The 24,622-nt window shown below is 63.8% G+C and carries 28 protein-coding genes and 1 pseudogene; 17 read left to right on the top strand and 12 right to left on the bottom strand.

Annotated features, from left to right (window positions below):
• Positions 1-42 precede the first annotated feature (42 nt).
• The 4 genes from FJV83_RS24120 to FJV83_RS24105 form a co-directional block, all read right to left on the bottom strand.
• A complete protein-coding gene (locus FJV83_RS24120) occupies positions 43-909 on the bottom strand; it encodes an MBL fold metallo-hydrolase (protein ID WP_246691910.1) in 867 nt (288 codons plus the stop codon).
• Positions 910-1,057: 148 nt separating this feature from the next.
• Positions 1,058-1,717 (bottom strand): peroxiredoxin, encoded by a 660-nt coding sequence (locus FJV83_RS24115; RefSeq protein ID WP_010911916.1) that lies wholly within the window; start codon positions 1,715-1,717, stop codon positions 1,058-1,060.
• A gap of 163 nt (positions 1,718-1,880) precedes the next feature.
• Positions 1,881-2,243 carry a cell division protein ZapA gene (locus FJV83_RS24110; protein ID WP_010911917.1) on the bottom strand — a complete coding sequence of 121 codons (363 nt, stop codon included), beginning with the start codon at positions 2,241-2,243 and terminating at the stop codon, positions 1,881-1,883.
• 10 nt (positions 2,244-2,253) lie between these two features.
• On the bottom strand, positions 2,254-2,526 hold the full coding sequence (locus tag FJV83_RS24105; protein ID WP_006200774.1) for a DUF4164 domain-containing protein: 273 nt from the start codon (positions 2,524-2,526) through the stop codon (positions 2,254-2,256).
• A 262-nt stretch (positions 2,527-2,788) separates the two neighbouring features.
• Between FJV83_RS24105 and tkt the strand changes: the two genes are divergently transcribed.
• From tkt to FJV83_RS24070, 7 genes and pseudogenes are all read left to right on the top strand, one after another.
• Complete coding sequence (gene tkt / locus FJV83_RS24100; protein WP_095772135.1) at positions 2,789-4,780, top strand: transketolase; 1,992 nt, start codon at positions 2,789-2,791, stop codon at positions 4,778-4,780.
• A 211-nt stretch (positions 4,781-4,991) separates the two neighbouring features.
• Entirely contained in the window at positions 4,992-6,002 is a 1,011-nt protein-coding gene (gene gap / locus FJV83_RS24095) for a type I glyceraldehyde-3-phosphate dehydrogenase (protein ID WP_142885722.1), read from the top strand.
• 196 nt (positions 6,003-6,198) lie between these two features.
• Positions 6,199-8,061 (top strand): potassium/proton antiporter, encoded by a 1,863-nt coding sequence (locus FJV83_RS24090; RefSeq protein WP_142885723.1) that lies wholly within the window; start codon positions 6,199-6,201, stop codon positions 8,059-8,061.
• A gap of 179 nt (positions 8,062-8,240) precedes the next feature.
• Positions 8,241-9,437 carry a phosphoglycerate kinase gene (locus tag FJV83_RS24085; protein WP_142885724.1) on the top strand — a complete coding sequence of 399 codons (1,197 nt, stop codon included), beginning with the start codon at positions 8,241-8,243 and terminating at the stop codon, positions 9,435-9,437.
• Between the two features lie 257 nt (positions 9,438-9,694).
• The gene (locus tag FJV83_RS24080; RefSeq protein ID WP_142885725.1) at positions 9,695-10,720 is read left to right on the top strand and encodes a class I fructose-bisphosphate aldolase; all 1,026 of its coding nucleotides are present in this window, start codon (positions 9,695-9,697) and stop codon (positions 10,718-10,720) included.
• 165 nt (positions 10,721-10,885) lie between these two features.
• Positions 10,886-11,623, top strand: coding sequence for a thioredoxin family protein (locus FJV83_RS24075; RefSeq protein WP_142885726.1), 738 nt, complete (start codon positions 10,886-10,888; stop codon positions 11,621-11,623).
• 83 nt (positions 11,624-11,706) lie between these two features.
• A pseudogene (locus FJV83_RS24070) lies at positions 11,707-12,419 on the top strand (SGNH/GDSL hydrolase family protein).
• A 291-nt stretch (positions 12,420-12,710) separates the two neighbouring features.
• Here the strand turns inward: FJV83_RS24070 and FJV83_RS24060 are convergent.
• Positions 12,711-13,664: a ring-cleaving dioxygenase gene (locus FJV83_RS24060; protein ID WP_142885727.1), complete on the bottom strand. Its 954-nt coding sequence runs from the start codon at positions 13,662-13,664 to the stop codon at positions 12,711-12,713.
• Positions 13,665-13,953: 289 nt separating this feature from the next.
• On the opposite strand from FJV83_RS24060, the gene FJV83_RS24055 reads away from it, so the two are divergent.
• From FJV83_RS24055 to FJV83_RS24040, 4 genes are all read left to right on the top strand, one after another.
• A complete protein-coding gene (locus FJV83_RS24055; protein ID WP_142885728.1) occupies positions 13,954-14,121 on the top strand; it encodes a hypothetical protein in 168 nt (55 codons plus the stop codon).
• Positions 14,122-14,205: 84 nt separating this feature from the next.
• Entirely contained in the window at positions 14,206-14,796 is a 591-nt protein-coding gene (locus tag FJV83_RS24050) for a type 1 glutamine amidotransferase family protein (RefSeq protein ID WP_142885729.1), read from the top strand.
• A gap of 66 nt (positions 14,797-14,862) precedes the next feature.
• Positions 14,863-15,270: a hypothetical protein gene (locus FJV83_RS24045; protein ID WP_095787988.1), complete on the top strand. Its 408-nt coding sequence runs from the start codon at positions 14,863-14,865 to the stop codon at positions 15,268-15,270.
• A 65-nt stretch (positions 15,271-15,335) separates the two neighbouring features.
• Positions 15,336-16,055 (top strand): YafY family protein, encoded by a 720-nt coding sequence (locus FJV83_RS24040; protein ID WP_095201249.1) that lies wholly within the window; start codon positions 15,336-15,338, stop codon positions 16,053-16,055.
• A 62-nt stretch (positions 16,056-16,117) separates the two neighbouring features.
• Here the strand turns inward: FJV83_RS24040 and FJV83_RS24035 are convergent, their stop codons facing one another.
• The 3 genes from FJV83_RS24035 to FJV83_RS24025 all read right to left on the bottom strand — a co-directional run bounded on the left by FJV83_RS24035 (position 16,118) and on the right by FJV83_RS24025 (position 18,683).
• On the bottom strand, positions 16,118-16,810 hold the full coding sequence (locus FJV83_RS24035; protein WP_142885730.1) for a DUF1013 domain-containing protein: 693 nt from the start codon (positions 16,808-16,810) through the stop codon (positions 16,118-16,120).
• Between the two features lie 348 nt (positions 16,811-17,158).
• Positions 17,159-17,299 carry a DUF1127 domain-containing protein gene (locus FJV83_RS24030; protein WP_064987068.1) on the bottom strand — a complete coding sequence of 47 codons (141 nt, stop codon included), beginning with the start codon at positions 17,297-17,299 and terminating at the stop codon, positions 17,159-17,161.
• Between the two features lie 373 nt (positions 17,300-17,672).
• Complete coding sequence (locus tag FJV83_RS24025) at positions 17,673-18,683, bottom strand: NAD(P)H-quinone oxidoreductase (protein ID WP_142885731.1); 1,011 nt, start codon at positions 18,681-18,683, stop codon at positions 17,673-17,675.
• Between the two features lie 121 nt (positions 18,684-18,804).
• On the opposite strand from FJV83_RS24025, the gene FJV83_RS24020 reads away from it, so the two are divergent.
• The 3 genes from FJV83_RS24020 (at position 18,805) to FJV83_RS24010 (ending at position 20,629) form a co-directional block, all read left to right on the top strand.
• A complete protein-coding gene (locus FJV83_RS24020; protein ID WP_027047479.1) occupies positions 18,805-18,999 on the top strand; it encodes a DUF1192 domain-containing protein in 195 nt (64 codons plus the stop codon).
• An 87-nt stretch (positions 19,000-19,086) separates the two neighbouring features.
• Positions 19,087-20,334, top strand: coding sequence for an MFS transporter (locus tag FJV83_RS24015; RefSeq protein ID WP_142885732.1), 1,248 nt, complete (start codon positions 19,087-19,089; stop codon positions 20,332-20,334).
• 31 nt (positions 20,335-20,365) lie between these two features.
• On the top strand, positions 20,366-20,629 hold the full coding sequence (locus FJV83_RS24010; RefSeq protein ID WP_142885733.1) for a metalloregulator ArsR/SmtB family transcription factor: 264 nt from the start codon (positions 20,366-20,368) through the stop codon (positions 20,627-20,629).
• 30 nt (positions 20,630-20,659) lie between these two features.
• Here the strand turns inward: FJV83_RS24010 and FJV83_RS24005 are convergent, their stop codons facing one another.
• The 4 genes from FJV83_RS24005 to FJV83_RS23990 form a co-directional block, all read right to left on the bottom strand.
• Entirely contained in the window at positions 20,660-21,124 is a 465-nt protein-coding gene (locus FJV83_RS24005) for an SRPBCC family protein (RefSeq protein WP_142885734.1), read from the bottom strand.
• A gap of 11 nt (positions 21,125-21,135) precedes the next feature.
• Positions 21,136-21,471: a metalloregulator ArsR/SmtB family transcription factor gene (locus FJV83_RS24000; protein WP_095772122.1), complete on the bottom strand. Its 336-nt coding sequence runs from the start codon at positions 21,469-21,471 to the stop codon at positions 21,136-21,138.
• Between the two features lie 5 nt (positions 21,472-21,476).
• Positions 21,477-22,133 (bottom strand): glutathione S-transferase family protein, encoded by a 657-nt coding sequence (locus tag FJV83_RS23995; RefSeq protein ID WP_095793137.1) that lies wholly within the window; start codon positions 22,131-22,133, stop codon positions 21,477-21,479.
• A 106-nt stretch (positions 22,134-22,239) separates the two neighbouring features.
• Complete coding sequence (locus FJV83_RS23990; RefSeq protein WP_142885735.1) at positions 22,240-23,076, bottom strand: alpha/beta hydrolase; 837 nt, start codon at positions 23,074-23,076, stop codon at positions 22,240-22,242.
• 92 nt (positions 23,077-23,168) lie between these two features.
• Between FJV83_RS23990 and FJV83_RS23985 the strand changes: the two genes are divergently transcribed.
• The 3 genes from FJV83_RS23985 (at position 23,169) to FJV83_RS23975 (ending at position 24,622) form a co-directional block, all read left to right on the top strand.
• Positions 23,169-23,690 (top strand): helix-turn-helix domain-containing protein, encoded by a 522-nt coding sequence (locus FJV83_RS23985; protein ID WP_095787995.1) that lies wholly within the window; start codon positions 23,169-23,171, stop codon positions 23,688-23,690.
• Positions 23,691-23,766: 76 nt separating this feature from the next.
• Positions 23,767-24,000 (top strand): hypothetical protein, encoded by a 234-nt coding sequence (locus FJV83_RS23980; protein WP_142885736.1) that lies wholly within the window; start codon positions 23,767-23,769, stop codon positions 23,998-24,000.
• Between the two features lie 190 nt (positions 24,001-24,190).
• Positions 24,191-24,622: a heme-binding protein gene (locus FJV83_RS23975; RefSeq protein WP_095787996.1), complete on the top strand. Its 432-nt coding sequence runs from the start codon at positions 24,191-24,193 to the stop codon at positions 24,620-24,622.

The following is a 24,622-nucleotide window of genomic DNA, read 5'->3' as shown; positions in this document are numbered from 1 at the left end:
GTCAACTGCGGCAGAAACAAAATCAGGATTAGGCTACCAAACTCAAAGCGCATCCAGCGGAAATTTCAGATACCGCCGGCCATTGGCTTCCGGTTCCGGCAGCCGGCCGCCATTCATGTTGACCTGCAGCGCGTGCAGGATCAGCCGCGGCATCGGCAATGTCTTGTCGCGAGCCTCGCGCAGCGCCACGAATTCGGCTTCGCTGCGCGCGGCAACGAGATGGATATTGCTGGCTCTCTGCTGGCCAACCGTGCTTTCCCACAAGGGCTCGCGGCCACCGGCCTGATAGTCATGGCCGACGAAGACGCGCGTCTCATCGGGCAGCGCCAGTATGTCCTGGATCGAGCGCCACAGCCGCGCGGCACTGCCGCCGGGGAAATCCGCTCGCGCCGTGCCGCTGTCGGGCATGAACAGCGTGTCGTGCACGAAGGCGGCGTCGCCGACCACATAGGTGATCGAGGCCAGCGTATGTCCGGGTGAGAACAGCACCTTGACCGGGACTGTCCCGACCAGGAAGGTCTCGCCTTCCCTGAACAGCCTGTCCCACTGCGAACCGTCGGCGGGAAAATCCGGCCAGTTGTAGATCGCCTTCCACAGGTTCTGGACGTCGACGATCCTGTTACCGATCGCCGTCGGCGCCCCGGTCTTCCGTTTCAGATAATGCGCTGCCGAGAAATGATCGGCATGCGGGTGGGTATCGAGGATCCACTCGATCTCTAGCCCGTTCTCCCCGACGAAATCGAGCAGGGCATCCGCGCTCTTCGTTCCCGTCGCGCCGGATTTCTCATCGAAGTCGAGGATCGGATCGATGATGGCGCATCGCCTTGTCGCCGGATCGGTGACGACATACTGAATGGCTCCGGTCGGCTTGTCGTAAAAGCCCCTGACCCCAGGTTTTGCCAAAGCCAAGTCCAACCCGAACTCCCCAACCCAGCCAGCAGGAACGATTTTCTCCGCCCAGCTCCAACAGGAGCATGGTTGTCCACCCTTGCATGCCAGTCAAGCATGACTTGGCCCGCCTGGGTGGAAAAGGCAAAAACCGTTCCGGCGCCCCGTTTCAGGCGGACGGCTGTTTGGTCTTCCTGAGATAAGGCAGGATGGTGTCAAAGGCGCCAAAGCGCTTGATCGCATCCTCGTTGGAAACGGCGGCGGTGATGATGACGTCCTCACCCTGCTTCCAGTTTGCCGGCGTCGCTACCTGGTGCTTGGCGGTGAGCTGCATGGAATCGACCGCGCGCAGGATCTCATCGAAGTTGCGGCCGGTGGTCATCGGATAGGTCAGCACCAGCTTGATCTTCTTGTCCGGCCCTATGACATAGACCGAGCGCACCGTGGCGTTGTCGGCGGGTGTGCGGCCTTCCGAGGTCTCGCCGGCGCCGGCGGGCAGCATGTCGTAGAGCTTGGCGACCTTGAGGTCCTTGTCGCCGATCAGCGGATAGTGCACCGTTTGGCCGGTCGCCGTCTTGATGTCGGCCTGCCATTTGTCGTGGCTGGCAACCGGATCGACGGAGATGCCGATGATCTTGACGTTGCGTTTCTTGAACTCGCCTTCCAGCCCGGCCATCGTGCCGAGCTCGGTGGTGCAGACCGGTGTGAAATTCTTCGGGTGGCTGAAGAGGATCGCCCAGCCGTCACCGATCCAGTCGTGAAAGCTGATCGTCCCCTGCGTGGTCTCGGCCGTGAAATCCGGCGCGATGTCGTTGATACGAAGGCTCATGGTTCCTACCCCTGTGAATGCCGCCTGTTGGCGGGCTGCCACCCTTTTATCACTCCATCGGCGACGTTCAAAACGGTCAGGTCGCCGCCAGTGATGCAGGCCGCGAAAAATTTTCGCCTTTTCCTGGGGAATGTGGAAATTTCGCTGTCGGCGTCGCTAAAGTCTAGGATTTCACCGCCAGCGACGTGGCGAGATCTTCCATCCGCTGCGCCAGCGCGCCAAGCGCGTTGGTCAGCACGCTGTCGCTCTTGTCGGCCTTGGTCAGCGCCTCGTCGCGCGTCTTGCGCAAGGTCAGCACTTCGCTTTCCATGCCCTTGACGCGCTTCTGCAGTTCCGAGAGTTCGTCCATCACCATGATGCCGGCCATGACGGTCAGCCGCTGGTCGCCGATCTCGCCGAAAGAATCCTTCAGATGCGAGACATAACGGTCGAAGCGTTCGGCGAGGTCGATCAGATGCTCTTCCTGGCCTTCGTCGCAGGCCATCCGATACTGTTTGCCGTCGATTGAAACCGTGACCTGTGCCATGGGCCAGCTCCTATCTGTCCAACACGGCGCGGATGGTTTCCATGGCGGTCACCAGCCGTCGCGATACTTCCTTGTTGGCGTCCTCCAGCCGTTCGGCGCGCGCTTCGGAATTGTCGAGTTCCTGCGCCAGCCGGGAGCGGTCGGCATTCATCCGCTGCACCTCGGCCTCGGCTTCCGAGTAATCGCGTTCATGCTCCAGCTTGGCCGCGACGGCGTTTTCCAGCCCCTCGATGGCCTTGCCGAGCCTGGCGATGACTTCCTTGAGTGTGGTTTCCCCGGTCATGGCCTTCGTCCTGTGCCCTGCCCATCACCGAATCGTTCGCGTTCAGAACGCGTTATCCCTGAAACATTAGGCACCGGGTGAAGGCAACGTCAACAAAGCTCTCACGACTGTCCCCTGCTAACGCTAATGTAGGGCCGCGGCCAGCATCACAAGACCGGCAAATCTGCGCCCGATTTGTTGACTAAAAGCCCGCGCCTGCTATGTGTCGCGCACCTTTTCAAGGGCGCTCCCAAGCCCCCAAACCCCCACCTTTGGAGGAACCATGACGTCGCGTGAACAACATGACCGGATGGCCAATGCGATCCGCTTTCTCTCCATGGATGCCGTCGAGAAGGCCAATTCCGGCCATCCCGGCCTGCCCATGGGCTGCGCCGACATTGCCACGGTGCTGTTCACCCGCTTCCTGAAATTTGACGCCAAGGCCCCGCACTGGGCCGACCGCGACCGCTTCATCCTGTCGGCCGGCCATGGTTCGATGCTGCTCTACTCGCTGCTCTATCTGACCGGCTACGAGGACATGACCCTCGACCAGATCAAGAATTTCCGCCAGCTCGGCTCCAAGACCGCCGGCCATCCCGAATACGGCCACGCCGCCGGCATCGAGACGACGACCGGCCCGCTCGGCCAGGGCCTTGCCAATTCGGTCGGCTTCGCGCTCGGCGAGCGCATCATGAACGCCGCTTTCGGCAACGACCTCGTCAGCCACTACACCTATGTGCTGGCCGGCGACGGCTGCCTGATGGAAGGCGTTTCCCAGGAGGCCATCGCACTGGCCGGGCACCTCAAGCTCAACAAGCTGATCGTCTTCTGGGACAACAACAACATCTCGATCGACGGCCCGGTTTCGCTCGCCGACAACACCGACCAGGTCGCCCGCTTCCAGGCCTCCGGCTGGAACGCCAGCCATATCGACGGCACCGATCCGGAAGCCATCGCCTATGCCATCGAGGCCGCCCGCCATTCCGACAAGCCGACGATGATCGCCTGCAAGACGACCATCGGCTTCGGCGCCCCGACCAAGGCCGGTACCAACAAGGCGCACGGTTCGCCGCTCGGCGCCGACGAGATCGCCGGCGCGCGCAAATTCTTCAACTGGGGCTCGCCGCCCTTCGAGATTCCGGCCGACATCCTCGATGCCTGGCGCGCCGCCGGCAAGGCCGGCGCCAAGCCGCGGGCTGACTGGGAGGGCCGTCTCGCCAAGGCAGAGCCGAAGCTGAAGGCCGAGTTCGAGCGCCGCCTCGCCGGCAAGCTGCCGTCCAATTTCGACGCCGTCATCGCCGACTACAAGAAGAAGCTCTCGGTCGACAAGCCGAAGGTCGCCACCCGCAAATCGTCGGAAATGGCGCTTGAGGTCATCAACGGCGCCGTGCCGGAAACCATCGGCGGCTCCGCCGACCTGACCGGCTCCAACAACACCAAGACCAGCCAGACCAAGAACATCACGCCGGACGATTATGGCCAGCGCTATGTCCACTACGGCATCCGCGAGCATGGCATGGCGGCGGCCATCAACGGCCTGACGCTGCATGGCGGCCTCATCGCCTATGGCGGCACCTTCATGTGCTTCTCCGACTATGCCCGCCCGTCGATGCGGCTGTCATCGCTGATGGGCATCCGCTCGATCTTCGTCATGACCCATGATTCCATCGGTCTGGGCGAAGACGGCCCGACCCACCAGCCGGTCGAGCATCTGGCGGCCCTGCGCGCCATTCCCAACCACAATGTTTTCCGTCCAGCCGACGCCGTGGAAACCGCGGAATGCTGGCAGATCGCGCTCGAATCCGAAAAGACGCCGTCGACGCTGGCGCTGACCCGCCAGAACCTGCCGACCGTGCGCACCGAGCATTCGGCCAAGAACCTGAGCAGCCAGGGCGCTTACGAACTGGCCGCGGCCAGCGGCGAGGCGGCGGTGACGATCTTCGCCACCGGCTCCGAGGTCGAGATCGCGCTCGGCGCCCGCGACCTGCTCGAGAAGCACGGTCACCCGACCCGCGTCGTGTCGGTGCCTTGCTTCGAGCTGTTCGACAAGCAGAGCGACGACTACCGCAAGAAGACGATCGGCAACGCGCCGATCAAGATGGCGATCGAGGCCGGCATCCGCCAGGGCTGGGATCATCTCATCGGCTCGGACGGCATCTTCGTCGGCATGACCGGCTTCGGCGCCTCCGGCACGATCGAGCAGCTCTACCCGCATTTCGGCATCACCGCCGAGGCAGCGGCCAAGGCGGTGGAAGCCCGCCTGCACGCCAAGTAAGGCTGTGCAGGCCGCCCAAAACTGTGTCGCGGTTTGGGATGACGGCAGGCACCAAACAAAAACGCCCCGGCGAAACCGCGCAAAGCGATTTCGCCGGACTGGCCCAACCTAATCGATTTAAATCTACATCGCTTTGGCTGGATTCTTTGCCCGTCCGCCGCTATGAAGCTGCGGACCCATCGTCAGCCTTCCAGCTCCCAGGGAGAGAAAAATGACCGTCAGAGTTGCCATCAACGGATTCGGCCGCATCGGCCGCAACATCCTGCGCGCCATCCATGAATCCGGCCGCAAGGACATCGACGTCGTCGCCGTCAACGATCTCGGCCCGGTCGAGACCAATGCGCACCTGCTGCGCTACGACAGCGTGCATGGCCGCTTCCCGCATGAAGTGTCGGTGTCCGGCGACCAGATCACCGTCGGCAGGGAAAAGTTCAAGGTCACCGCCATCAAGGACCCGACGCAGCTGCCGTGGAAGGAGCTCGGCGTCGACATCGCGCTCGAATGCACCGGCATCTTCACCGCCCGTGACAAGGCCGCCGCGCACCTGACCGCCGGCGCCAAGCGCGTGCTGGTCTCCGCACCTGCCGATGGCGCTGACCTGACCGTGGTCTACGGCATCAACCACGACAAGCTGACCAAGGACCACATCGTCATCTCGAACGCGTCGTGCACCACCAACTGCCTGGCGCCGCTGGCCGCCGTGCTGCACGAGACGGTCGGCATCGAAAAAGGCATGATGACGACCATCCATTCCTACACTGGCGACCAGCCGACGCTGGACACCATGCACAAGGATCTCTACCGCGCCCGTGCAGCGGCGCTGTCGCAGATCCCGACCTCGACCGGTGCGGCCAAGGCGATCGGCCTCGTGCTCCCCGACCTCAAGGGCAAGCTCGACGGCATCTCGATCCGCGTGCCGACCCCGAACGTCTCGGTCGTCGACTTCAAGTTCATCGCCAAGCGCGCCACCACGGTGCAGGAAATCAACGAAGCGGTCATCGCCTCCTCCAACGGCAAGCTGAAAGGCATCCTCGGCGTCACCCATCACCCGAACGTGTCGATCGACTTCAACCATGATCCGCACTCCTCGATCATGGCGCTCGACCAGACCAAGGTGATGGACGGCAACTTCGTTTCGGTGCTGTCGTGGTACGACAATGAGTGGGGCTTCTCCAACCGCATGGGCGACACCGCCGTCGCCTTCGGCAAGACCATCGCCTGATCGCGGGGCTCCGTCTCGCGACATCGAAACGCCCGGCTTTGACCGGGCGTTTTTCGTTTGCCGAAGCAGCAATCGCAAAACCGTCGAAAATCAGCGGCATAGGGTAAAAAACCACCCCCGCGCCTTGCACTGGCCATGCCTTCGCCCCACTCTCGCGTAATCGGGAAGACAGAGGAATTCGAGGGGCAAGTCACGGATGGAGCATGCGATCTATCTCGTCACGCTGGTCGGCACGGCGCTCGTTGTCGCCGCCGCGTTTTCGAGCCTGATCGCCTTCCGCTTCGGCGCCCCCCTCCTGCTGCTCTTTCTCTGCATCGGGCTCGCCACCGGAACCGACGGCCTCGGCATCGAATTCGACAATGCCCGCATCGCCTATTTTGCCGGCTCACTGGCGCTGGCGGTCATCCTGTTCGATTCCGGCTTCGGTACACCGCTCAACGCCTTGCGGCAGGCGGCAGGCCCGGCGCTCTCGCTGGCGACCTTCGGCGTGCTTCTCACCACCGGCCTGTTCGGCGCGGCCGCCTACTATCTGCTTGACCTCAGCTGGCTGGAATCCTTCCTGCTCGGCGCCGCCGTCGCTTCGACCGACGCCGCGGCGGTGTTCTTCCTGCTGCGCGCCGGCGAGATCAATCTGCGCGAGCGCGTCCGCTCGACGCTCGAAGTGGAATCCGGCACCAACGACCCGATCGCCATCTTCCTGACCATCACCCTGGTCGAGGTCATCGCCGCCCACGCCAACCCCGAAACCAATGTCCTGGTCACCAGCCTGATCCTCGGCTTCCTCGTCAATATGGGCCTTGGCGCCATCATCGGCGCACTCGGCGGTCTTGCCATCGTGCGTCTCGTCGACCGGCTCAATCTCGACCACGGCCTGCTGCCGATCTTCGTGCTGACGCTGTCGCTGATGGTCTTCGCCGCCGCCGGCGCCGTCGGCGGCTCCGGTTTCTTGGCGGTCTATATCGCCGGCCTCATTGCCGGTAATTCCGACATCCGCGCCGTCACCATCCTCAAGCGTTTCCAGGACGGCATGTCATGGCTGGCGCAGATCATCATGTTCCTGATCCTTGGCCTGTTCGCCACCCCTTCGCAATTTCCGGCGATCATGGTGCCGGCGATAGCGCTTGGCCTTTTCCTGATGTTCGTCGCCCGCCCGATCGCTGTCTGGCTCTGCCTGATCCCGTTCCGCCTGCCGCGCCCCGAAGTCGCCTTCGTCTCCTGGGTCGGCCTGCGCGGCGCCGTCTCGATCCTGCTCGCCATCACCCCATTGCTTGGCGGGCTTGAGAACGGCCGCACCATCTTCAACGCCGCCTTCATCATCGTGCTGGTGTCGCTCGTCATCCAGGGCTGGACGGTCGGCCCGCTGGCGCGTCGCCTCGGCCTCATCGTGCCGGCGCGCCTCGGACCGCTGGACAAGGTCGAACTCGAACTCCCCGGCTCCGCCCACCACGAGCTCCTCGCCTATCGCGTGGCGCATGGCAGCCCGGTGGCGCGCGGCGAGCGCATTCCGCGCTGGGCGCGGCCCTCGCTGGTGCTGCGCGACGGCCGCTCGATGCGCTTTCAGGACATGGGCCGGCTCGCCGCCGGCGACCAGGTCTACATCTTCGTGCCGGACCGCTATCCGCGCCTGCTCGACAAGCTTTTCGCCAGCCGCGCGGTGGTCGACCCGGAAGACGCCGATTTCTTCGGCGCCTTCGCCGTCGACCCGGCGCGCTCCGCCGCCGAGCTTGAGGCAGCCTACGCGCCGGGCCTGACCGAGGCGGAGCAGAAGCTCACCGTCGGCGCTCTGGTCACGGCGCGGCTTGGCGGCCATGCCGAATATGCCGATCGGGTGCTGATCGGCTCGATCGAGCTGATCGTCAGGGATGTCGACGACAAGGGCAGGATCACGGGTCTCGGTCTTTCCTTCGAGCCGACCGCGCCGGTGGCGCGGGTGCCGGTGTTCCTGAGCGCCGGCGAGATGGGCGACCGTCTCAGCGCCTTCATCCGCAATTGGCGCAAGCCGACCGAGACGCAGGAGGCGGCAGCCCAAAAAGATGAGCCGCCCGAGCCCGCCGGTTGAAAAGGCCACGACAGGGAGCTGAAAAGAGCGATCGTTTGCCTTGCCCCGGCATCATGGGGCGATCTTCACGGACTATGTTCGCGCCCGCCTCAAAATTTCGCACCGCGCCGCGGCCAAAGCCTTGCATCGGCACCGATGCGGGGTATGGTCCCGGCGATTTTTCGAGGAAAGGAATCCGCATGGCCGCCTTCAAGACACTGGACGATATCGGCAACATCAGCGGTAAGCGCGTGCTGGTGCGCGTCGACCTCAACGTTCCCGTCGCCGACGGCAAGGTCACCGACACCACCCGCATCGAACGCATCGCGCCGACCATCGCCGAACTGTCGGGCAAGGGCGCCAAGGTCATCCTGCTCGCCCATTTCGGCCGGCCCAAGGATGGGCCATCGCCGGAATTCTCGCTGGAGCCGATCGCCAGGGCAACCGCCGAGGTGCTCGGCCGCCCCGTCGGCTTTGCCTCGGATTGCGTCGGCGACACGGCGGGAAGTGCCGTCGCGGCCATGAACAAGGGCGACGTGCTGCTCTTCGAAAACACCCGTTTCTACAAGGCCGAGGAGAAGAACGACCCGGCCTTCAGCGAGCGGCTCGCCGCCAATGGCGACATTTTCGTCAACGACGCCTTTTCCGCGGCGCACCGCGCCCACTCTTCCACTGAAGGGCTGGCGCATCTGCTGCCTTCCTTTGCCGGCCGCACCATGCAGGCCGAGCTCGAAGCGCTGGAGAAGGGGCTGGGCAATCCGGTCCGCCCGGTCGTCGCCATCGTCGGCGGCGCCAAGGTCTCGACCAAGATCGACCTGTTGATGAACCTGGTGAAGAAGGTCGACGCGCTGGTGATCGGCGGCGGCATGGCCAACACCTTCCTTGCCGCGCGCGGCACCGATGTCGGCAAGTCGCTGTGCGAGCATGACCTTGCCGCCACCGCCAAGCAGATCATGATCGAGGCGGCCGAGGCCGGCTGCGCCATCATCCTGCCGGTCGACGGCGTCGTCGCCAAGGAATTCAAGGCCGGCGCCGCTTGCGAGACTGTTGCCATCGCCGACGTGCCGGCCGACGGCATGATTCTGGATGTCGGCGAAAAGACCGTGAAGACGATCGGCGAATGGATCGACCGCGCCGCGACCCTGGTCTGGAACGGCCCGCTCGGCGCTTTCGAGATCGCGCCGTTCGATCACGCCACGGTGGCGGCGGCAAAACACGCGGCCGCGCGCACCAAGGCCGGCAAGCTGGTTTCGGTCGCCGGTGGCGGCGATACGGTGGCGGCGCTCAACCACGCCGGCGTCGCCGATGACTTCACCTATGTCTCGACCGCCGGCGGCGCCTTCCTGGAATGGATGGAAGGCAAGCCGCTGCCAGGCGTCGACGTGCTGAAGCGCTAAGCAATTCCAGCAAAAGCGTGAGACGGTTTTCCCGGGAAAAAGCGCGTAGAGCTTTCCCTTGGGAATTGCGTCGAGACTCAAGCGCATTTTGCAGCCAAGCCGAAACGCCTGGCGCCGCGGACATGCGGCTGGAACAAGCAAGGCGATCGACACAAAGAGACGCCCGGGACTTTCAATCGATTCGAGCTTTCCGATGCCATTCCTTTGGCGGTAGACTTCCGTTAAGCGCGGAACGAACCCCTCTCAGGAGAAGCATGATGAGCGAACGTCTCGAAGACATAGCCGCCGCGATCGTGGCCAACGGCAAGGGCCTGCTGGCCGCCGACGAAAGTTCCGGCACCATCAAGAAGCGTTTCGATGTCATCGGCGTCGAATCGACCGCCGACAGCCGCCGCGACTATCGCGAGATGATGTTTCGCGCCAAGGACGCGATGACCAAGTACATCTCCGGCGTCATCCTCTATGACGAGACCATCCGCCAGACGGCCGCCGATGGCACGCCCCTGGTCGACATCATCAAGGCGTCAGGCGCCATCCCCGGCATCAAGGTCGATGCCGGCGCCAAGCCGCTCGCCGGCTTTCCCGGCGACACCGTTACCGAGGGCCTCGACGGCCTGCGTGAGCGCCTTGCCGACTACTACAAGCTCGGCGCCCGCTTCGCCAAATGGCGCGCGGTGATCGACATCGATACCGGCAAGGGCGTGCCTTCGGCCACTTCGATGAGCGCGAACACCCATGCGCTCGCCCGCTATGCCGCCCTTTGCCAGGAAGCCGGCATCGTGCCGATCGTCGAGCCGGAAGTGCTGATGGACGGCGCCCACGACATCGGCACCTGCTACGAGGTCTCGAAGGCGACGCTGATCAAGCTCTATGATGAACTCCATGCGGCGCGCGTCGTGCTCGAAGGCACGATCCTCAAGCCCAACATGGTCCTGTCGGGCAAGAAGTCGGGCACTGTGGACAGTCCCGAAAAGGTCGCCGAGATGACCATAAAACTGTTCCGCGAGACGGTGCCGGCGGCGGTCCCGGGCATCGCCTTCCTCTCCGGCGGCCAGGAGGACGAGGAGGCAACCGCCAACCTCAACGCCATCAATGCCATCGGTCCGCATCCGTGGAAGCTGACCTTCTCCTATGGCCGTGCGCTGCAGGCTGCCCCGCAGAAGGCATGGAGCGGCAAGGCGTCGAACGTCGCCGCCGGCCAGGCCGCCTTCACCCATCGCGCCCATATGAACTATCTGGCTGCGCTCGGAAAATGGAAGCCTGGCCTCGAACAGGCCGCCTGAGCCCAGCTTTTCCATCCCCGTTCAGACCCGGGCCAACGCGCCCGGGTTTTTCCTATCCGCGATTTGGGGGAAGACCTCCTCATCCCTATTTCCTCTGGGCGTTGCCGGCGGTGTCGGTTTGCGCTCGTCCCGAACGTCCTTGGGATGAGAGACAGGGAGAGGTTCATGCATCGCAACAAGGTCGTTTCACGCGAAGACTGGTTCCAGGCGCACAAGGCGCATCTGGCGCGTGAGAAGGAACTGACGCGGTTGCGCGAGCGTGTCGCGGCCGAGCGGCGGGAACTGCCCTGGCTGAAAGTAAGGAAGGACTACGTCTTCGAGACGGAGCAAGGGCCGAAGAAACTGGCCAATCTTTTCGCCGACCGCAGCCAGTTGATCGTCTATCACTTCGTGTTCGCGCCGGGCTCCACCCATCACTGCGAAAGCTGTGCCTTCGTCGCCGACCATATGGACGGCGCCAACCGGCATCTCAGGCATCATGACGTGTCGCTTGTCTCCATATCGCGGGCGCCGCTGGCCGAGCTGCAGCCCTACAAGCAGCGCATGGGCTGGACGTTCGACTGGGTCTCTTCCTATGCGTCGGACTTCAACTTCGATATGCAAGTGTCCTTCACCGACAAGCAGATCGCGTCCGGCGAAGCGGTCTACAATTTCGAAACACCGGTGCTGACGTCGAAGGACCTGCCCGGCACCACTGTCTTCTACAAGGGCGAAACCGGTGACATTTTCCTGACCTTCATGTCGCGCGCCCGCGGCAGCGAGCAGTTCATCGGCGCCTATCAGTATCTCGACATTGCACCGAAAGGTCGTGACGAGACCGGTCCTTACGGGACCTTCATGGACTGGGTGCGACTGCACGATGAATACGGGAACAGGTCGCTGCGGGGCGATGAATGCCCTTAGGGTACCGGCCGGCGATGCAAGGATCCGTTCACCTCGGCCCAAACATGCGCTAAGCCTGCCGCAGATCATTCCACGGTTCCGCCATGCGCTTCCCGGCCTCTCTCACCTGGCTCGCCTTCCCCGTCTATGTCTGGCAGGGGCTCGGCGTGCGCCGCCGCACAACGCGCATGCTGCCGGCACAGGGACCGGTCATGCACGAACTCGCCGGCAAGGCGCCCGGTATCTCGCTTCTGGTGCTGGGCGACTCCTCGGCCGCCTCGGTCGGCATCGGCAATTCCGAGGACGGGCTTGCCGCGCAGCTCGCCGTGCTGATCTCGCAGCGCACCGGCCGCGCCGTGCGCTGGCGCGCCGCCGGCTTCAATTCGGCGACATCGGGCCAGATCCGCGACCATGTCCTGCCCAACCTGTCGGCCGATCCGTGGACGCATATCGTGCTTGCCATCGGCACCAACGATACCAAGAATTTTCATTCGGTGCCGCGCTTCAAGAAGGAGTTCGGCGGCTTGCTCTACGGCCTGCGCGCCAAATGGCCGGAGGCACGCGTCGTGTGGTCGCCGGTGCTGGATTTCACGCGGGCGCCGGCCATGCCGCCGCTGCTCGGCAAGATCCTCGAGATCCGCGCCACCGCAATGAACCGGATGGGTGAACGGCTCTGCCTTGAACGCGGCGCGGTGCCGGCCCCGCGCTTGCCGATCACCAATCCCGAACAGGGTTTCGCCTCGGACGGCTTCCACGCCTCGGAGGCGGGCTACCGCGCCTGGCCGAGCATCTCGTCGGTCTGGTGCTCGCCAGCTGAACACCGACGGCCGAGGCGGCCCGCAGACCTATGTCAAATGCCCGAGCACGGCCGCCAGCGAGATCGCCGCCATGGCCAGCAGCGCCAGCTTCCAGAAATCGCCGCGGCGCTTGAGCCCTGGCCAGCCGATCGGTTTGATCAGCTGGATGACCATGAAGCCGACGATGACAAGGGCGAGAAGTTTCGTCATGCCGCCTTTGACCAGCAACGCGGCCCGCTGTCAAAGCCGAGAAGGAACGGGCGCCGCGTTCCCCAACCGGACCGCGGCGCCCTCCGTTTTGGGAGGACGACCTACTTCAGCGGCTTGAGGCCGGCTTCGATCGAGGCGCGCTTCGGTTCGAGGAACGGCGGCAGGGCCAGGCTTTCGCCCAGCGTCTCCAGCGGCTCGTCGGCGGTGAAGCCCGGCCCGTCCGTGGCGATCTCGAATAGGATGCCGTTGGGCTCACGGAAATAGAGTGAGCGGAAGTAATAGCGCTCGACCTCGCCGCTCGACGGCAGGCGGAATTCGGCCAGGCGGGCGGTCCATTGATGCAGCGTCTCCTGGTCTGGCGCCCTAAAGGCAACATGATGAACCGCACCGGCGCCCTGCCTTGCGGGAGCCAGCGCGGGCTGCACGGCGACATGAAGCTCCGCCGCCGGCCCGCCAGCGCCCATTTCGAAGACATGGACCTGGCCTTCGCCATCCGGCGAAGCATAGTCGCGGCCCTTGCGCATGTTCATCACCCTGGTCAGCACCGCCTCGGTGTTGGTGATGTCGGGGACGCTGATGACGATCGGCCCGAGCCCGCGGATCTGATGCTCGGCCGGCACCGGGCTTTGCGCCCAGGGATGGCTGCCGCCCTTGCCGCCATCGCTGACGAGCCGCAGACGCTGGCCTTCGGGATCCTCGAAATCGAACGACGGGTAGCCGCTGATGTCGGCAATCTCTCCTGTCGCGATGTTTTCGCCGGCCAGGTGCTGTTTCCACCAGGCCAGGCTCTCCGGGCTGCCGACCCTGAGGCTGGTCCGCGCGATGCTGTGGGTGCCGCGCCGCTCGCGGCCAACCGGCCAGTCGAAGAAGGTGAGGTCGGTGCCCGGCGTCGCTTCGCCGTCGGCATAGAAAAGGTGATAGGCTGACGTGTCGTCCTGGTTCACCGTCTTCTTGACCAGCCGCAAGCCCAGCACCTTCGTATAGAAATGAAGATTGCCCGCTGCGTTGGCGGTGATGGCCGTCAGATGGTGGATTCCTGTCAGTTGCAGGCTCATGGTCGTCTCCCTGGTTTTGGGGAAGAATTTTCTCCCTTCATATCAGAACTGCGGTCACCTCGCTGAAGGCCGCTTATCCTGACAGTTCGTCGCCGTGAATTGAACAGTGTTGGCTCCATAGGCACCCCGGCGGTGAACAATCCCTCATCCGCAAGGCTGGGTCGAAGATCACGGCCGGGGACAATTTCCGCCAGCCGGAACGATCGCCGCGCGCCCTGCCATCCTCCTGACAGACTGCTGTCAGGAGGGGTGTGCGATACTGCATCCAGTTAGAGAGAGGAGAATAGCCATGAACGGTTTCACCATCCTGCGCGGCATGCAGCACTATGTCGGCAAGGTTCGCACCATGCGCAACGAAATTCGCACGCAGCGTTTCATGAACGCGCTGCCCGCGGACATCCGCAAGGATATCGGCTGGCCCGATGTGTATGTGGAACGTCGCTCTCGAGGCAATTGAGGCGAATTTTTCGACATCGATATTGGACATGGGCGCGCCAATGCCCAGATATAGCTGCGGCGCGCTGGGGGACGGAGCGAGCTTATGCCTGATCAGAAGACAATCGGCTTCGTCTTCATCGAAGGTTTTGCCGACTGGGAATATGGATTGCTGGCCGCCTCGGCGGTTGAGTGGTTCGGTGCTCGTGCCGTGTCATTGACCCCTGGAGGCAAGCCGGTGACCGGGATAAGCGGCTTTCGGCTGACGCCCGACCGCTCGGCCGGCATCGACGAGAATGCCGATCTTGACGCAGTCGCCGTCATCGGTTCCGACCAGTGGGCGGGCAAAACACCTCCGGATATCGCTCAATTGCTCAATGCCGTTGCAACGCGCGGCGGCGTCGTCGGCGGCATCTGCGCTGGCACGCTGGCGCTGGCCCGCGCCGGCATGTTCGAACAAGCCAAACATACCAGCAATGGCCGCGACTGGATCAACGGACACGAAGCCGGTTATGCCGGCGACAACAACTATCAGGACGTGCCGCACGCGGTCGCCGATGGCAAAATCGTCTCCGCTCCGGGTTCGGCGCCCGGCACCTTTGCCCTTGCCTTTCTGAAGACGCTCTATCCCGAGCGAGGCGCCGATCTCGCGCGGATGCGGACGCTGTTTGCCAGGGAATATGCTGAAGCCTCCTGACAGTATGCTGTCAGGAGGGATGTGCAACGATGAGATAATGCGCATGGCCGGCCGAGAGAACGACCGATGAAAAGCTGGAACGACAGGCTGAACACGCCTGGCACCAACGGCGTGAAACCAACGCCGCGCACGGTGGGTGACGTGGTCGAGGGCCAGCCGATGCTGGTGCCGACCGCGCGCCAGGTCGACGCTTTCATCCGGTCGATTCCCGAAGGCGTCGAGATGGATGTCCGTGCGCTGCGCACGGCGCTCGCCATCGAACACGGCGCCGAAGTGACATGTCCGGTGACCATTGGCTATCATCTGCGCACGGTCGCCGAAGCCGCCAGGGAAGACCTCGATCGCGGCATGACTACGAGCGACATCGCGCCCTTCTGGCGCGTGCTCGATGCGAGGACGCCGACAACGAAGAAACTGTCCTTTGGCGCGGAATTCATCGCCGCGCAGCGCAAGCGCGAAGGACTGAAACCGTAATGAATGTCGTCAGGAGCGGCTCCGGTCCAGGAGCCGCCCTAGCAACAACACTGGGGAAGCAAACGATGCGCCGCGCCGACAGGCTCTTTCAGATCGTGCAGCATCTGCGGGGTGGCCGTCTGGTCACCGCCCAGAAGCTCGGCACGTGGCTCGAGGTTTCCGAGCGAACGATCTATCGCGACATTGCCGACCTGCAGTCGACCGGGGTGCCGATCGACGGCGAGGCCGGCGTCGGCTACATGATGAGGGAGGGCTTCGACCTTCCGCCGCTGATGTTCACGCGTGACGAGATCGTGGCGCTGGTTGCCGGCGCGCGCATGGTGCGCGCCTTTGGCGGCGCCGCAATGGCACGCGCCGCCGACGAGGCATTGGTCAAGATCGGCGCGGTGCTGCCCGATGCCGAGAAGGACCGCATCGCCCGCACCGAGATCCACACGCCGATGTGGGTGGTCAGCGACGCCGCCCGCGAGGCGATCGACCTGATCGAGCGTGCGGTCGAAAAGCGCCAGGTGCTGACCATCGACTATTGCGACGAGGCCGGGCGCGGCACCGCGCGCGACATCAGGCCGCTCGGCCTGTGGTTCTGGGGCAAGGTGTGGACGCTGGTCGCCTGGTGCGAGATGCGCGACGACTTCCGCGCCTTCCGCATCGACCGCATCGCCTCGGTGGTGATCGCCGGCCGCATCTTCAAGCCGGAGCGCGGCAAGCAGCTTGCCGACTTCTACCGGGCCGTGGAGCGCAGCGAGGATTACGGCATGGCGCCCGACCGCGTGGCGCGAAGCTGAGATTGCATATGGAACAAAAAAGCCCGCTCGAAGCGGGCTTTTTTCATGAACTGTCGCAGACCTTACTCGTCGTCAGCGTCTTCGTTCTTCGACTTCAGCGCCGAGAGCTTGGCGAACACGGCGTTGGCGTCGAGTTCGGCATCCTCGTCCCTCGGCTTTTCGGGGGCCGGCACCAGCCGCTCGGTCAGGGCCGCCGGCAGCAGCGTGTCGCCGACCGGCTGCGCCTGTTCGCGGCCGCGCGAGGCGCGGTTGACTTCCATGTCGAGGTCGATCTGCGAGGCGAGACCCAGCGTCACCGGATCCATCGGCTGCAGATTGGCCGAATTCCAGTGCTTGCGTTCGCGGATCTGCTCGATCGTCGACTTGGTGGTGCCGACGAGACGCGAAATCTGCGCGTCCTTGAGTTCGGGATGGTTGCGCACCAGCCACAGGATGGCGTTCGGCCGGTCCTGGCGCTTCGACAGCGGCGTGTAGCGCGGGCCCCTGCGCTTGGATTCCGGCACCCGCACCTTGGGGTCGGAAAGCTTCAGGCGCTGGTTCGGGTCCTTCTCGGCGCGCGCGATCTCGTCGCGGGTCAGCTGGCCGGTCATGATCGGGTCCATGCCCTTGATGCCTTGCGCCGATTCGCCGTCGGCGATTGCCTTGACCTCGAGCGGATGCAGCCCGCAGAACTGGGCGATCTGCTCGAAGGAGAGCGCGGTGTTGTCGACCAGCCAGACGGCGGTCGCCTTGGGCATCAACAGCGTATTGGCCATTAGAAAAATCCTTCTCGTTCGCCCGCGTTCCCGCGCGGGCGGTGGTTTAGAGCCACCAAAATGGGAAATTCGCGGCCTGTATAACCGTTCCCTTGCCGTTTCGCAATGTTTTTGGAAGCGCGGCCGCCCCGATGGGTTCGGGAGCCGGTAAGCGCGTAGGGGACAGGTACTTTTGAGCGGCCGCACAAGTGCCGCGCGCTCCTGCAATTGCCATGGCAATTGCACTGGCCCCAAAAAGACAAAACCCGCTGGACAAGGTCCAGCGGGTTCGGAACCGGAAACGGGGAACGTCTGCGACGGCTCTACTTCTCAACATGAGCCGGCCCTGCGGCCGGATCATGCTTGCAATCAGATCGCCTGGCGGGCGATCCGCTCGATGTCGGCGCGGTTGATGCCGAGATCGCTGAGCTGACGTGCGTTGAGACGGTTCAGTTCGCGCACGGTCTCGTTGTACATGCGCCAGTTACGGAAAGCGCGGATCGGGTTCATGGTAGTCCTCCTGGATGGGGTGTTCGTTTCGATGCTGCACAGATAGTGATCATCGATGAGGACTTGAACGGCCGATTTTGCATAGCAATGATGCAAATGCTGCATTGCACCATTAAGCCTCTGTTCATCTTGTAGGCAGGGACGAAAGGCGCCGTCCCAGGCCGTGTCGAGATTCCGGTCAGGCCGAGTCGGAGTCGAAGACGGGGGTTGATACCGAGAACCGGAGCGGAGCGTACTTTTCGTAGGCGAGCACCGGCCTACGCCGGCCATAGCCTTGGCTGCCACGACCGCCCACATGCGTGCTTCGGCCGGCGAAGGCCGGAAGCGCAGGAAGCCATCATTTGCAGGCCGGCCTTGCCTGAATATCGCCGTCCTAGCCGACGTCGAGCACGATCTTGCCGATATGCTCGCCCTCCTCCATCCGCTCATGCGCGCGCCAGGCATCGGTCAGCGGATAGATCATGTCCATGACGGGTGCGACCTTGCGCGTGCCGAGCAGTGGCCACACCTGTGCCTCCAGAGCCGCCGCGATCGCCGCCTTGAACTCGACGGTGCGCGGCCTGAGCGTCGACCCCGTATGGGTCAGCCGCTTGACCATGATCTTGGAAAAATCGGCGCTGGCGACGGCACCAGCCTGCACGGCGATCTGGACGATGCGGCCCTCGACCGCCGCCGCTTCGTAGTTTCGCTGGACATAGTCGCCGCCTACCATGTCGAGGATGACATTGGCCCCCTTGCCATCCGTCGCCTCCTTGACCGCCGTGACGAAATCCTCCTCGCGGTAATTGATCGCCCGGTCGGCGCCGAGCTTCAGGCAGGCGTCGCATTTCTCCCCGGATCCGGCGGTGGTGATGACATAGGCGCCGAAGGCCGAAGCCAGCTGGATCGCCGTCGTGCCGATGCCGGACGAGCCGCCATGCACCAGCAGCGTCTCGCCTTTCTTCAGGCCGCCGCGTTCGAACACATTGTGCCAGACGGTGAAATAGTTTTCCGGCACGGCCGCTGCTTCCGTATGGGTGAAGCCGGCGGGCAGCGGCAGCACGCTGCCGGCATGAACCTTGACATATTCGGCATAGCCGCCGCCGGGGGTCAGCGCGCACACCCGGTCGCCGATGCGCCAGCGCGATATCTCGTCGCCAAGGGCAGCCACTTCGCCAGATACTTCGAGGCCCGGCAGGTCCGATGCACCGGGCGGCGGCGGATAGGCGCCCTTGCGCTGCTGCACGTCGGGCCGGTTGACGCCGGCGGCATGCACCTTGATCAGGATCTCGCCGGGGCCGGGCAAGGGGACATCGCGCGTTTCCGGTTTTAGCACCCGTGGGCCACCCGGTTCCGAGATCGCGATTGCCGTCATCCTCGCCGGAATTTTCTGTCCGCTCGCCATGGAGTTTCCCGTCTTCCTCGCCGCATTCTTACCGGCTGTTTGCATCGACGCCCTTGCCCTATGTATGCTGATTGCCAAATCAGGCAAATGGCCAATCTGGTGTGGCGGAGGAGGAGCAACGATGGCGATCTTCGACGACGAACCCAAGAAGAAGGCACGGCCGCACGAGATCGGGCAGGATCTGTCGCTGCTTTCCGTCGGCGAACTGTCGGAGCGCATCGGCATCCTGCGCGACGAAATCGCAAGGCTGGAGGCTGAGCTCAAGGCCAAGGACAACACCAAATCGGCCGCCGAGGCACTGTTCCGCCGCGGATAGGCAGACGGGCGCAACAGCCCGCCGCCGAAAAGCCCGAATGCGACTGTCTTCAGACCTTGTCCCTCCAGAGTCCAGCCGGATCAATAAATGCTCGCATCCTACAGACCGATCCTCTCCCTGCTTCGCGGCACTGCCTTCCTGCTGGCGGCATCCGGTCTACATGGGCTGCTGCTCCCCCTGCGCGGCCAGGTGGAAGGGTTCTCCACCGCATCGCTTGGCCTGATGGGCACGGCATGGGCCGGTGGCTTCGTCACCGGCTGCTTCTTTGCCCCGCGCATCGTACGCCGCGCCGGGCATGTGCGCGCCTTCGGCGCCTTCGCCGCGTCCGGCGCCATCGTGGCCCTGCTCACCGGCCTGATCATCGATGAATATGTCTGGATCCTGCTGCGCGCCTTTACTGGTTTCACCATGGCCGGCGCCTTCATGGTCATCGAAAGCTGGCTGAACGAGAAGGCCACCAACGAGAACCGCGGCACCGTCTTCGGCCTCTATATGATGGTCACCTACGCCTCGATCATGGGCGGCCAGATGATTGTCGCCGGCGGCGACGTGAAATCGGCGTCGCTGTTCATGATCACCGGCATCCTGTTCTGCCTGTCGCTGATCCCGACCGCGGTTTCGACGGCGTCGCACCCCAAGCCGCTGCAGGACGTCAAACTCGACGTCAAGGGGCTCTACGCCAACTCGCCGGTGTCGGCGATCGCCTGCGTTTTGATCGGCATCGCCAATGGCGCCTGGGGCACGCTGGGTGCGGTCTATGGCGCGCGCATCGGCATTCCCACCGCGGAGATCGCCTTGATGATGAGCCTCGTCGTCGTCGCGGGCGCTGCCATGCAGCTACCGGCCGGGCGTCTCTCCGACAAGACCGACCGGCGTTTCGTGCTGGCCGGCGCCGCTTTCGGCGCGGCCCTGTTCGCGCTCCTGATCTTCCTGTTCCAACCGCGCTCCGGCGTTTTCGTCATCGTCTTCACCGCCGCTTACGGCGCTTTTGCCTATACGCTGTATTCGATAGCCGTGGCGCATGCCAACGACCACGCCCGTGCCGAGGACTTCGTCAAGGTGTCGGGCGGACTGCTGCTGCTTTACGGCTTCGGCACCATGATCGGGCCCTTGCTGGCGGCAGCGCTGATGGGCTGGATGCGCCCGGAGGGCCTGTTCCTGGCCACCGCCTTCGCGCATCTGTCATTGGCAGGCTACACGCTGCTGCGCATCAGCCGCCGCGCTCCGGTGCCGATCGGCGATCGCGACGCCTTCAAGACGCAGCCGGCCGACCGCTCGGTGACGCCGGAAGCATTGCGGCTTGACCCAAGAAGAAAAGCAGAAGCAGACAGTTGAGATTCGAAAAACTTTGCCTCACAAATGAGGCATGATGTTTTCCGACGCCTTCATGGCGATCGCCGACCCCAATCGGCGCCACCTTCTGGAAGAACTTCGACGCGGTCCGAAGACCGTCAACGAGCTGGCGGCCGGGCTTCCAGTCTCACGCCCGGCCGTATCACAGCATCTGAAAGTGTTGCTCGACGCCGGATTGGTCAACGCCAAGGCTGAAGGCACGCGGCGTGTGTACACGGTAAGCAATTCCGGCTTCCTGCGACTCAACATCTGGCTCGATCAATTCTGGGAAGGCTGACCGTTTCTGGCCGGCGACCGATCCGCCCTTTCAGGTCTTCTCCTTCAGAAAAGCGCCGAGCAAATCGAGCAACACCCCCGTCCCGTGCTCGCGTGACGACGATGTGTCTTGGCCATCGAGGAAAGCGCCCTGCTCGGTCAGCACCAGCCGCGTGCCCTTGCCCTCGGCAAACAGTTCGATCGTGGCCAGCGACACGGAGATGCGAGTTGCGCCAAACAGCATGTCATAGCTGTAGACGATGCGCTGGTCCGGCACGATGTCCTGATAGGTGGCTGTGTAGACGTGGATCGGGCCATCTTTCGGTCCACCCGCATTGAGCTCCTTGCCGCCGACGCGAAAGTCCATTTCAAAACGGCCGGGCATCGGATTGTCGGGATCGGTGAACCAGCGCCGCTTGGCGTCCGCGTTGCTGAGCGCGAAGAAGACTTTCGACGGCGTCGCCGGATAGAGACGCTCGATGATGAAGGTGGAATGGACGACGGATCGTTCGGTCATGTTGGTCTCCTTCAGTTTTCGTCGTCGGTCTGCGCCAGAAAATCGCCGAGCCGATCCAGCCGGCGCTCCCAGGAGAGGCGCCGCTCGTTGATCCAGTGTTCGGCTGCTCTCAACGCCTTCGGCTCGATCTGGCAGGTACGCACGCGCCCCAGTTTTTCCGAGCGCACCAGACCGCTTGCCTCCAGCACATTGAGATGCTGGACGACAGCCGACAGCGACATTGCCAGCGGCTCGGCCAGCTGGCTGACCGAGGCCGGACCGCGCGACAGCCGGTCGACCATCTGCCGCCGCGCCGGATCGGCAAGCGCCTGGAACATCAGGTCGAGCTGGGCGGGATCGTGCAGCATCGCTGTCAGCCATTATTGTAGGGGAAGAACTTGAAGTAGGGCTGCGCCTCCTCGATCACCCTGGCAAAGGCAGGGCGCTGCAGCAGGCGGTCGTGATAGCGCTTCACGGCGGGATATTTGTCGCCGAACGGCTCGACCTTGTTGGCGTAGAAGAGTGCCGGAGACGCCGCGCAATCGGCCAGGCTGAAGGCGTCGCCCACCGCCCAGGTCGTCGACTGCATCTCCTGTTCGACGATGGCGTAGGAATTGCGCAGCTGGCCGCGCGCCTGCTCGACGCCGAGCGGATCGGTTTTGTCCTGCGGCCGCAAACGGTCGCCGACGATCTTCTGCATCGGCTCCTGCACATAGAAATCATAGAAGCGGTCGGCCTGGCGGACCGCCAGCGCCAGGTCGATGTCGGCGGGAACGAGTTCGACCGGCCCCGGATAGTGCGCAGCCAGATATTCCACGACGATGGTCGATTCCAGCACCGTGCGGCCGCGCGCATCGTCGCGCAGCGCCGGCATCTTGCCGCTCGGCGATATCTTCAGGAACGCCGCGCGCGAGTGCTCGTCGCCGAGATCGACGATGACCGGGTTGAAGGCGGTGGCGTTCTCGTAGAGCGCGATCAGCGGCTTCCAGCAGAAAGAGGCCAGCGGATGGAAATGCAGCGTCAGGGACATTCTTTGCTCTTCCGTTTCAGGGATCGTCGGTCAGCGGGAAATCGACACTGAAGCATTTACTTAACTATTGCGCCGTGCCTTGCCCGTCAAGACCACTCGCGAAGGCTCAATTGGATCGGATATGCGCGACGATCCCGGCTGATATCGCCGGCCAGTCTTGCGGATGCAGCTCATGGCCTCCGCCCGCGATGCGAAGGAGTTTCGCGCCGGCGACCGTTTTGGCCAGCGCCTCGCCATGTTCGACCGGAAAGATCGGATCTGATGTGCCATGGATGACCAGCAGTGGCGCCGCCATCTGCGGCAGCCGCCCCTTCCAGGTATCGCCACCCTTGAGTGAAAAATGATTGGTCGCGCTCAAGAACCCACCGGATCGGTCGTAATCCTTTTCGATGAAAGCTCTCATCTGGACCTCGTCGAACGGATGTGTGGTGCTGGCGATCGCCCGCGCATCCTTGACCACGAAATCGATCGCCTGGCCGCGGTCCGACCAGTCGACATCGGCGCCCGCGGCCGAATGCTCGACATAGGCGCCGGTTGTCTGCGGCAGATGCGACGTGTCCATCCCCACCGGCGAACTGCTGATCACCGTCAGCGACGCGACGCGGGAGGGATGCTTGAGCGCCACGATTTGCGCGATCATGCCGCCCATCGACATGCCGGCGACATGGGCCTTGCCGATGCCATGGCTGTCGAGCACGCCAATGGCATCGTCCGCCATGTCGTCGAATGTGTAAGGCGGCTTGCCCGGCGGATATTTGGTCGAACGGCCGGTATCGCGATTGTCGTAGCGGATCACATACAGGCCGGCATCCGCCAACTCCCGGCAAAACGCCTCCGGCCACCACAGCATCGAGGCCATCGCGCCCATGATTAAAAGCAGCGCGGGATTTTCAGGATCACCGAAGGCTTCGGATTTGATCTCGGGACGATTGATCGTCGTCATCACTCAGTTTCCTATTCTGATTGCATTTTGCAATCGGTTGCACCATAATAAAACTGATATGATAATGCAACTGGTTTTGTGGAGAGAATCGAATGAGCCTCGATCGCCGGTCCGGCTGCCCGATCAACCTTTCGCTGGAAGTGTTCGGCGACCGTTGGAGCCTGATCATCCTTCGCGACATGATTTTTGGCGGCAGGCGGCATTTCCGCGAACTGCTCAACGGATCGATTGAAGGCATTGCCTCCAACATCCTTGCCGACCGGCTGAAGCGGCTGATGGAGTTGGGCATGCTGACCAAGGCCGACGATCCCAGTCACAAGCAGAAGGCGATCTACAGCCTGACCGAGATGGCCATCACGCTGGTGCCGATCCTGGCCCATCTCGGCGCCTGGGGCCGCGTTTGGCTGCCGACGAGCGAGGAACTATCGATCCGCGCCGAGTTGCTGGAAAAGGGCGGACCGCCAATGTGGGAGAAATTCATGGACGAGTTGCGCCATGAGCATCTGGGCATGCCGCTCGACACGGCATCCGGTCCTTCTGTCCGCGCGACCCTGCAGGCCGCCTATCAAGCCGTGGTCGCCGGCAAGGCTCTCGGCGCCAGCCCAGCCGCCTAACCAACTATTTTCCCCGTTTGGAGGCCGGCTCTGCTAGAACAAGCGGAAACCACAATTCACGGGATTGGATAAGCTCTTGGTTGAGAACTCTCGGGATGCCGCCCGCGCGCGCGCCGATCTGCGTTTCAAGAAGCAGGAAGAGGCGGCCACCGTCCGCCAGAAGGCGATGGCTGAGTATGCCGCCGAGAGCGACGCCCGCAAGGCCAAGACCGACAAGCTACGGGCTCTGCGGCTGGCCAAGGAAGCCGAAGACCTCGCCAACGCGCCGGCGGTGCCCGCCAAGAAACCTGTCCGCGCCAAGAAGAAATAGCCGCACGGCCGTCGGCAACCCGGCCTGACCAGCGGCACCGTTCGCCTGTCGATTCAGCCGCTCGCCGACGCGGTCCTGGCGACAGCGGCCCCCCATCCCGCCGCTTCACAAGAAGCAATTTCAACCGAAACCGGGATTGCTTCGGCCGGCTGGCCATCGATGATTGTCCCTTTCCCAACAGGAGATTGCCATGACCGCACTGCCGCTCGAAAAAGCCCGGCAAATCATCGATGCCGCCTTCGCCAAGGGCGCCGAACTCAAGTTCAAGCCGCTCGGCGTCTCGGTTCTTGACGCCGGCGGCCATCTGGTCGCCTTCGAGCGCCAGGACGGCGCCTCGTTCCTGCGCCCGCAAATGTCGGCGGGCAAGGCCTATGGCGCGTTGGCCATTGGCATGGGCTCGCGCAAGGTCGAGGCCTTCGCCAAGGAGCGCCCGCATCTGGTCGCCGGCATCTCCGACGTGTCGGGTGGACGTGTGCTGCCGGTCGTCGGCGGGGTGCTGATCCGCGACAAGGCCGGCACCATCATCGGCGCCGTCGGCATTTCTGGCGACACGTCGGACAATGACGAGGCCGCGGCCATCGCCGGCATCGAGGCCGCCGGCTTCACCGCGGATCCGGGCTGA

The sequence above is a fragment of the Mesorhizobium sp. WSM4307 genome (assembly GCF_007003945.1).
Classification (GTDB): domain Bacteria; phylum Pseudomonadota; class Alphaproteobacteria; order Rhizobiales; family Rhizobiaceae; genus Mesorhizobium.
Note: the sequence above shows the minus strand (reverse complement) of the source record. Positions and strands in the feature narration are given on the sequence as shown.

Coding starts and splice junctions, on each gene's coding strand:
- FJV83_RS24035 (WP_142885730.1), bottom strand. CDS start 16,810: ATGGCCAATACGCTGTTGATGCCCAAGGCGACCGCCGTCTGGCTGGTC.
- FJV83_RS23990 (WP_142885735.1), bottom strand. CDS start 23,076: ATGACGACGATCAATCGTCCCGAGATCAAATCCGAAGCCTTCGGTGAT.
- FJV83_RS24015 (WP_142885732.1), top strand. CDS start 19,087: ATGCTCGCATCCTACAGACCGATCCTCTCCCTGCTTCGCGGCACTGCC.
- FJV83_RS24075 (WP_142885726.1), top strand. CDS start 10,886: ATGCATCGCAACAAGGTCGTTTCACGCGAAGACTGGTTCCAGGCGCAC.
- FJV83_RS24085 (WP_142885724.1), top strand. CDS start 8,241: ATGGCCGCCTTCAAGACACTGGACGATATCGGCAACATCAGCGGTAAG.
- FJV83_RS24055 (WP_142885728.1), top strand. CDS start 13,954: ATGAACGGTTTCACCATCCTGCGCGGCATGCAGCACTATGTCGGCAAG.
- FJV83_RS24060 (WP_142885727.1), bottom strand. CDS start 13,664: ATGAGCCTGCAACTGACAGGAATCCACCATCTGACGGCCATCACCGCC.
- FJV83_RS24045 (WP_095787988.1), top strand. CDS start 14,863: ATGAAAAGCTGGAACGACAGGCTGAACACGCCTGGCACCAACGGCGTG.
- FJV83_RS24000 (WP_095772122.1), bottom strand. CDS start 21,471: ATGCTGCACGATCCCGCCCAGCTCGACCTGATGTTCCAGGCGCTTGCC.
- FJV83_RS24090 (WP_142885723.1), top strand. CDS start 6,199: ATGGAGCATGCGATCTATCTCGTCACGCTGGTCGGCACGGCGCTCGTT.
- FJV83_RS23985 (WP_095787995.1), top strand. CDS start 23,169: ATGAGCCTCGATCGCCGGTCCGGCTGCCCGATCAACCTTTCGCTGGAA.
- FJV83_RS24005 (WP_142885734.1), bottom strand. CDS start 21,124: ATGACCGAACGATCCGTCGTCCATTCCACCTTCATCATCGAGCGTCTC.
- FJV83_RS24105 (WP_006200774.1), bottom strand. CDS start 2,526: ATGACCGGGGAAACCACACTCAAGGAAGTCATCGCCAGGCTCGGCAAG.
- FJV83_RS24025 (WP_142885731.1), bottom strand. CDS start 18,683: ATGGCGAGCGGACAGAAAATTCCGGCGAGGATGACGGCAATCGCGATC.
- FJV83_RS23975 (WP_095787996.1), top strand. CDS start 24,191: ATGACCGCACTGCCGCTCGAAAAAGCCCGGCAAATCATCGATGCCGCC.
- FJV83_RS24050 (WP_142885729.1), top strand. CDS start 14,206: ATGCCTGATCAGAAGACAATCGGCTTCGTCTTCATCGAAGGTTTTGCC.
- FJV83_RS24110 (WP_010911917.1), bottom strand. CDS start 2,243: ATGGCACAGGTCACGGTTTCAATCGACGGCAAACAGTATCGGATGGCC.
- FJV83_RS24020 (WP_027047479.1), top strand. CDS start 18,805: ATGGCGATCTTCGACGACGAACCCAAGAAGAAGGCACGGCCGCACGAG.
- FJV83_RS24040 (WP_095201249.1), top strand. CDS start 15,336: ATGCGCCGCGCCGACAGGCTCTTTCAGATCGTGCAGCATCTGCGGGGT.
- FJV83_RS24080 (WP_142885725.1), top strand. CDS start 9,695: ATGAGCGAACGTCTCGAAGACATAGCCGCCGCGATCGTGGCCAACGGC.
- FJV83_RS24010 (WP_142885733.1), top strand. CDS start 20,366: ATGATGTTTTCCGACGCCTTCATGGCGATCGCCGACCCCAATCGGCGC.
- FJV83_RS24115 (WP_010911916.1), bottom strand. CDS start 1,717: ATGAGCCTTCGTATCAACGACATCGCGCCGGATTTCACGGCCGAGACC.
- FJV83_RS24030 (WP_064987068.1), bottom strand. CDS start 17,299: ATGAACCCGATCCGCGCTTTCCGTAACTGGCGCATGTACAACGAGACC.
- tkt (WP_095772135.1), top strand. CDS start 2,789: ATGACGTCGCGTGAACAACATGACCGGATGGCCAATGCGATCCGCTTT.
- gap (WP_142885722.1), top strand. CDS start 4,992: ATGACCGTCAGAGTTGCCATCAACGGATTCGGCCGCATCGGCCGCAAC.
- FJV83_RS23995 (WP_095793137.1), bottom strand. CDS start 22,133: ATGTCCCTGACGCTGCATTTCCATCCGCTGGCCTCTTTCTGCTGGAAG.